Source organism: Frankia umida (assembly GCF_023242945.1).
Classification (GTDB): domain Bacteria; phylum Actinomycetota; class Actinomycetes; order Frankiales; family Frankiaceae; genus Frankia; species Frankia umida.
On record NZ_JALKFT010000039.1, the window covers coordinates 36,105 to 42,581 of the forward strand.

3 protein-coding genes are annotated in these 6,477 nt (G+C 72.7%); 1 reads left to right on the forward strand and 2 read right to left on the reverse strand.

Going from position 1 to position 6,477, the window contains the following annotated elements; all coding sequences use genetic code 11:
- Positions 1 to 177: 177 nt before the first annotated feature.
- Entirely contained in the window at positions 178 to 1,893 is a 1,716-nt protein-coding gene (locus MXD59_RS23260) for an acyltransferase family protein (protein ID WP_248826728.1), read from the reverse strand.
- 154 nt (positions 1,894 to 2,047) lie between these two features.
- On the reverse strand, positions 2,048 to 3,547 hold the full coding sequence (locus MXD59_RS23265) for a glycosyltransferase family 39 protein (protein WP_372512178.1): 1,500 nt from the start codon (positions 3,545 to 3,547) through the stop codon (positions 2,048 to 2,050).
- Positions 3,548 to 3,840: 293 nt separating this feature from the next.
- Here MXD59_RS23265 and MXD59_RS23270 point away from each other — a divergent pair, with 293 nt between their 5' ends.
- On the forward strand, positions 3,841 to 6,342 hold the full coding sequence (locus MXD59_RS23270) for an acyltransferase family protein (protein WP_248826729.1): 2,502 nt from the start codon (positions 3,841 to 3,843) through the stop codon (positions 6,340 to 6,342).
- Positions 6,343 to 6,477 lie beyond the last annotated feature (135 nt).

The following is a 6,477-nucleotide window of genomic DNA, read 5'->3' on the forward strand; positions in this document are numbered from 1 at the left end:
AACGCGTGCGACCCGCGACGACGGTCACGCTTCGCAGATACTGGGCGGCTATATGTAGCTATGGGCGCCGAGGATCGCGGGGGACAAAGACCGATCCCGCCCCGGCGCCCGGAACACGCTGTGTGCCGGGATCCCGACGGCCGGGTTCGGGCGTGCCCGGATCGTGGCCGTGCGCGCTCAGGTCCGCCCGACGTCGCGGGTGCCCGGCGGGCCGGGCTCCACCACCGGGAGCACCTCGCCGCCCGTCGCCGAGGTGCTCGTCCCTCCCGGTCCGCCGGTCGGGCGCGGTCGACCCGCCCCACCTGGGCGGGGCGGTTGCGGCGTGCCATCCGGCCGCCTCGGCCGGGTCAGCCGCGCCGTCACCTCGGACCCGTCGCGCTCCCCGAGCCCCGCCGTGTCCGGCGGCGGGGGCGCCACCCAGCCACGAGCGGCCCAGGCCTGCGGACCGGCGCCCAGTGGCACGGTCGGGGCGTCCAGGGGCGCCCCCACGCGCGTTACCCCGGCCCTGGCCGCCGCGGTGACCGGCGCCGTGGCCGGTGCGCCCAGCGGCCCGTCCAGCGTGGACAGCGGGCCCGTGGAGGCGGCGGGGACGCCCGGCGTCACCGGACGGGTCGAACGTCGCGTCCAGCGGCCCACCTGGGCATCCACCCGGCGCGCCCAGCCCCGGGACAGCCGGATGCAGGGCAGTTCGACCAGGTAGTGCGTCACGGTGGCGAGCGCGATCGTCCCGGCGAGCACCGTGGCGAGGAAGGGCACGTAGGGGATGTGGAAGATCCGCCAGCTGGTGTGGTCCAGCAGCAGGTCGATGACGGCGGTGTGCCACAGGTAGATCCCGTAGGAGATCGACCCCAGGAAGACCGGAATCCGGCTGGCCAGCAGGCGACGGATCAGCCCGCGCCCGGGCGGCCCGAACACCGCCGGCAGCAGCAGGAAGAAGCCGAACAGGCCGTACATCAGGTGCCGGGCCAGGTCCTGCGACCGGCTCGGAGTGAAGATCGGCGACAGCGGCAGACCCGAGTGCCGGACGGCCAGCCAGTAGCAGAGCGCCGCGACCGCCCAGCAGGCGAAACCGAAGGCGGGCAGCCCGGTCCAGCGTGGCTGGCGGTCGAGCTGGGCGCACCGGGCGGAGATCACCGCGAGGGCCATACCGAGTGCGAACAGGTCCCACCAGACCGGCAGCCAGACGTTCCAGCCACTGGTCCACCCGTGCCGCAACGGGACGACAGTGAGATGCACCACTCTTGAGGCCAGGTAGCCCCCCGCGAGCGCCGCCAGCTCCACCCGGACCTGCCGTTCGGGGGCTCGCCGCCGACGGCCCAGCAGCCACGCGTAGACGGGAACGGCCAGGTAGAAGGCCACCTCGATGTCGAGGGTCCAGGCCTGGGTGAGGCCCTGGATCGCCCAGGTGTCCTGGTAGCCCTGCACCAGCAGCGCGGTCTGCACCACACCGGTCAGACCGTGCACCCCGATCCGCTCGTCGCTGACGACGTTGAGCGTGACGGCGAGCGCCAGCCAGTACAGCGGGAGGATGCGCATCAGCCGCCGCACCAGGTACCCGCCGGGTGGCGGTGGCGACGCGCCGGCCAGCCGGGCGGCGACGAACGGCCGGTAGAGCAGGAACCCCGAGATGAGGAAGAACACCGCGACGCCGGCCTCGGCCCGGGCGACATAGGGACCGAGGCGGCTGGAGGTCGTGAATCCGGCCGGGAACCCGGTGTGCACCACGACGACCATCAGCGCCGCGATCGCGCGCAGCCCGTCGAATCCGGCGAAGGTCACACTCGGCGCACGCCGGACGGACGTGGCCGCGCCCTCGGTCACCACCGGCGGCGCGGATGTGCCTGGCCCCGTGGTCCGTGCCGCGGCCGACCCGGGCAGCAGGCGACCCGTCACCGACCGATCGCCCTGGGCGCGAGATCGGCCCCGGGCAGGAGAACAGCCCTGTGCGCAAGAACAACAGGGGCCCTGCGGGTCACGGTGGCCGGCACGGTGGCACGGTACCAGCGGTGCGTGACCCCGAGACACCCGAACCGGTCGAAGACAGCGATCAGCTGTCGGTCAGTTCGGCCACGTTGGGCGTTCGTTTGCCCGAGCGCCGATCGGACGCCATCGACGAGGCAGGCTCGAGGGCCGGGGAGTCCGGCGAGGAGGTGGGGTAGGCCGGGACGGCGCAGCCGGGCCGGGCGCGTCGGTGCAGCGCCTGGGCCGCGGCGGTGATCGCGACGGCGGCCAGCAGCACCAGGGCCGGTTCCGCGGCGGCCCGAAACCGGGTCGTGCCGTAGACGATCACGGTGGCCAGGCTGAGCGCGATCGGCACGGCGACCAGCGGCAGCACGGCCTGACGCCGGCGCACCAGCACGACCACCCCGGCGGCCGCGGCGACCTCCACCGCCCACAGGGTGACCATCCCGAGCCGGCTCAGACCGATCGGGCGCAGCTCGATCGCGTCGAGGCGAACCTGCTGCCAGGGGTGGAACACCCCCCACGTCCGGCCGAGGCGGGCCGCGGCGACCACCGGCAGTCGGTCGCTGTGGGCACGCAGGTAGGTCATGGCCTCGTGCCGGTAGAACACGTCCCGTTCGGAGCGTTCGGACGGGGCCGGCGGCAGCGCGAGCACGCAGTCGAACGACCACCAGCCCAGATGCTCGCCGTAGTAGGTCGCCGGGCAGTGGGTGACGGCCAGGGTGGTCCCCAGGCCGGTCGAGAGGTACTCGGGCTCACTGAAGCGGGTCAGGTTGTAGATCGTCCATGGCACGACCGCCAGCACGCTGGTCAGCGTGGCGAGGGCGAGCAGCCCCAGGCGGCGGCGCCAGGCGAGCCCGCGGGCCAGCCCGATCAGTGGCACGACGAGCACGAAGGCGAGCAACGCCAGTTCGGCCCGGGCCAGCATCACCGCCGCGAGCGCGAGCCCGAGGACGGCGGCGTCCAGGCGACCGCGGCGGTCCCGGAAGCGGCAGGCGGCAAGGATCAGCCAGGCGCAGGTCAGGATGCCGGTCGTCTCCGACATCACCAGTGGGTCGTTGAGCCACATCCCCGGGTACACGGCGGCGAGGCCGGCCGCCACGAGGCCGGTGGCCGGGCCCGCGACGCGACGCCCGGCCAGCGCGACCAGAACGATCGCGCCGACGCCGAGCAGGCAGGAGAAGATCTGGTGGCTCAGAAAACTGGTGAATCCGAACAGTGACGGAATCGCCAGCAGCACGCTGGTCAACGGGGGATGCTGCGCATCCGCGACGTAATGTCCAGAAAGGCGTAGTTCGTACGGGTCGGGCCATCCCCGTCCGTCGGCGAAAAGATTCGCGGCTTCATGGTAGTAGTACGGATCACCCTGCACCGGAACGGGATGCAGCCAGTGGACCAGGTAAAAAAGCCGAATCCCAAGGCCCACCAGGCAGATCAGGGCCAGCCAGGTCCGCCAGCGCCGGATGGGGGCGCGGTGGCGCGCGTGACCGAGCCCACCGAATCCGGCCAGCCAGGGCCATCCGCCGCCACGCGGCATCGACCGCGCCTCCACCGAACGTGGGTACCCGGCTGTCGTCTCGGACACGGCCGCAAGGTACCAACGTCCTGTGCCCGGCCAAGCAGGGCGTCCCCATCGAATGGCCCGGATGTACCGCGGATGTACCGCGGGTGCACGGCCCAGGCGACCGGCAGCTAGCCTTTTCGGTCGGACGCCTTCTCGTGGTCGAGGTGTGGCCCGGCAGGTGAACCGCGGCCCGGTCTCGTACCCGAGGAAGGCACCACCAACGCCCGACGACGACGGCGAGGAGGGACAGGCTGACCACCAACGACGCCGACACGGTCCCCCTGGCCTCGGGCGGCCGGCCCGGGCAGCAATCCATGGACGCACAGCCCGCCACTACCCCGATCGTGACCCGCGGCAACCGCGGGTCACCCCGGGGCGGCGGTGGTGTCCACCGGCGCGGCGCGGCCCAACCGGGCGTCGACGTCGAGGGCCCGGCCCGGCCCGCGCCGCCACCCGCTCGGCCCGACGGTGGCGGGCGGCCCCCCGCGCGAGCGGTCCGCCCCGAGGACGGCCGCCGCGTCCCCGCGCTCCCGCAGCACCGCGAACACGACCGCGAGGCCCGTCCCGCCGAACGGCGCCCCTCCCCCGCACCCCCGGTCCGCGTGGGCCGCGGGCCGGCCCCGGGCCAGGGCGGGCCGGCCGAGCCGGAGGTCCGGGGTGTCCGCACCGGTCGTGGCATCCCTGATGTCCGTCGCGGCGCCGGCTCGCACCGTGACGGGGCCCGGGACGCCCCGGCCACCACCCGCCTGCGTCCGATCGACGACCTGGACGCCACCGGGCCCGTGCTCGCCCCGCTGGGCCATCTGCCCGCGTTGGACGGCCTGCGCGCCTTCGCGGTGATGGCGGTGATCGCCTACCACGCGGGCATCTCGTGGATGCCGGGCGGGCTGCTCGGGGTCGACACGTTCTTCGTCCTGTCGGGGTTCCTGATCACCGGGCTGCTGGTCACCGAGTACCGCAACACCCGGCGCATCGATCTGCGCAGCTTCTGGATTCGGCGGTCCCGCCGGCTGATGCCCGCGCTGCTGGTGCTGCTCGTGGGCGTGGCGGCCTACGCCCGCTGGGTCGCGGCTCCCGGCGACGTCGCGACGGTGCGCCTGGACGCGCTCTCGACCCTGCTCTACGTCGCGAACTGGCGCTTCGCGCTGTCCGACCAGAGCTACTTCAATCATTTCTCCGCGCCGTCGCCGCTGCTGCACACCTGGTCACTCTCGGTCGAGGAGCAGTTCTACGTCCTGTGGCCGCTGGTGGTGTTCCTGCTGATGCGCCACAGCGCGCGCACGGTGGACCGCTGGCGTCGGCAACGGCAGAAGGCCCAGTCACTGGCCCTGTCGGTGGCCGTGCTGGGCGGGGCCGCCTCGGCGCTGATCGGCGCCGGACTGCTGCTGACCGGCACCGATCCGTCCCGCATCTACTACGGGACGGACAGCCGCTCGCAGGCGCTGCTGGTCGGTGCGGCCCTGGCGGTGTGGCGGGGGCAGCGCACCCGGCCGATCTCCGACCGGGCCCGTTCGGTGCTCTCCGGTGCCGGCTGCGTCGCCGCGGTGGCGTTGCTGGTGATCTGGATGACGGTCAGCGGTGAGAGCCGGCCGTTGTACCTGGGCGGTTTCCTCGGGGTCGCGGTGCTGGTGATGGTGCTGGTCGCCTCGCTGGTGGAGGCGCCGAAGGGGCCGCTGTCGCGGTTTCTGTCGCTGGCCCCGCTGACCTTCGTCGGACGGATCTCCTACGGCCTGTACCTGTGGCACTGGCCGGTGTTCCTGACGCTGACGGCCACCCGTACCGGTGCGACCGGTGTCGTGCTGCTCGCGCTGCGGCTGGCGGCCACGTTGGCCATCACGCTGGCGTCGTTTCACCTGGTGGAGAACCCGATCCGACGAGGGCGCATCCGGCTGCCCCGGCCGCGGGTGATGGTGCCGGCGGTGTTCGCGGGTGTGCTGGGGGTGATTCTCGTCGCCACCACCGGCACCCCGGGGTCGGTGCGCACCCCCGCGCAGCTCGAGGCGCTCGCCCGGCAGGCGCAGAGCGCCCCGGTGCCGGCCGTCGCCCACCGGTCGGCAGCGGGATCGGGGGCGCCGGTGAAGGTCGCGCTCGGCGGTGACTCGGTGGCGCTCACCCTGGACTACAGCCAGTTCTCCACGATGGCCGCCGCCCAGGGCCTGCAGATGCACGACTACTCGATGCTGGGCTGTGGCGTCGCCCGGGGCATGCAGCGGCGCATCCTCGGCCAGGCCGGGCCGCCGACCGACGGCTGCGACCAGTGGCCGGCCCGGTTCGCCCGCGAGATCAACGAGGTCAACCCGGCCATCGCGATGCTGCTGGTCGGCCGCTGGGAGGTCACCGACCAGCTCCAGGACGGTCGCTGGACGCACGTCGGGGAACCGTCCTTCGACGCGTATCTCGCCCGCGAGCTCGATCTTGCCATCACGACACTTGGCGCAAAAGGCGCGAAAGTGGTGCTCCTCACCGCACCGATCTTCAAACCCACCGAGGCTCCGGACGGCGGCATCTATCCGGAGACCCGGCCCGAACGGGTCCTGCGGTTCAACGAACTGCTGCACCAGGCCGCCGGCCGCCACCCCGGCACGACCGTCATTGATCTGGGCTCCGTTCTCACGCCGGGTAACCGATACGTCGACGAACTCGATGGCGTGCGCCTGCGTGACGACGACGGCGTCCACATCTCCGACGGCGGTGGCCAGCGGATCGGCACCGCGATCATTCCCCAGCTGTTGCAGATCGCCCGCGCGCTCCCACCGTCCGCATCCGCACCGACGACCACCACCATCCCCCAGGCCGCGGGAGCGGGACCCGGCTGAACGTCCGTGTTTACCTGACGCTAACCTTCCGACCAGTACCAGGTGGTCAACAGGAGGATCGACGTGCCGCGTGCGCTGATTACCGGGATTACCGGGCAGGACGGGTTGTATCTGGGTGAGTTGTTGACCGCGAAG